We start from the raw sequence: 995 nt of genomic DNA, 5'->3' as shown, positions 1-995 counted from the left end.
CGAACTTAGTCCCACAATATGCAGCGTGGTCAGGGAAAGTCTTTTTACCTGCAATAGAGCTGATGTTGATTATTGTGCCACTATTGCGCGCTTTCATTGATGCAAGTACGGAGTGCATACCATTAAGCAAACCAAGCACGTTAACGTCGAACATACGCTTCCATTCAGCGGCGTCCTGCGTGTCGATCTGACCAAGCAACATTACACCCGCATTGTTGACTAGCACGTCAGCTGGACCAAATTGAGCTTCTGCTTTTTCAATCGCTGTTATCAAACTCGCTTGGTCAGTGACATCGACTTTTTCACATAAGGTGTTTGGTAAATTTAGTGCTTCTAAACGTTCTACGCGACGAGCCACAAGAAGGAGAGGGTGGCCTTCTTCACTAAAACGACGTGCGATAGCTTCACCAATACCTGAACTTGCACCAGTAATAACAACCAGTTTTTTCATTTGTTACTTCCTCAGTTTTCGTTGAAAGCAGCGGTCTGCTGCGATGAACTCATACTAAGGAAATAACTTTTGTTGATATATATCACTTTAGGTAAAACACTGTTGTTCACTGGCAACAATAATTGCTACTTGAGTTTGTCTTATTGGTAGGAAAAAGGCGCAACTCGTGCGCCTTAAGTGAGAAGAATGCGCTGTTACTGCGGTGAAATCCGCACTAATCAACCCATCAACGTTACCACTTATTCAACGGTGCAAACAACGCTGTTGTCGCTACCAAAGCCATTTGGAACGTAAGCATCTGCTTGAGGATCGTTCTCCCATTCAACTTCATCGAGGAGATAACGAAATTGGATGTGTTGCTCTTTGGGTAGACGTGTTTTGAACTTAAATTGGCCGCTTTTTTTCACCAGTTTCATTGGCTCTGGTTGCCAGTCATTAAAATCTCCAGCGATTTTAATGGATTCCCACTGGTTTTTATCGAGTTCAAAAGTGACTTCAACTTCATCTTTAGTTTTGAAAAATCTCTTTTTAAGCATGAATCTTT

At 42.3% G+C, this 995-nt stretch carries 2 protein-coding genes; both read right to left on the bottom strand.

Translation table 11 applies throughout. From position 1 onward, the window contains the following. Positions 1–451: SDR family oxidoreductase (locus R7O13_RS24760; RefSeq protein ID WP_318304922.1), on the bottom strand; the 451-nt coding region annotated here is incomplete at its 3' end. A gap of 239 nt (positions 452–690) precedes the next feature. After that, positions 691–987, bottom strand: a complete 297-nt coding sequence (locus R7O13_RS24755) for an isoamylase early set domain-containing protein (protein ID WP_005477072.1) — start codon at positions 985–987, stop codon at positions 691–693. Positions 988–995: the final 8 nt, after the last annotated feature.

The organism is Vibrio sp. Y176 (genome assembly GCF_033438945.1).
The sequence above is the reverse complement of the archived record's forward strand: the minus strand, read 5'-3'. Positions and strand labels throughout refer to the sequence as shown.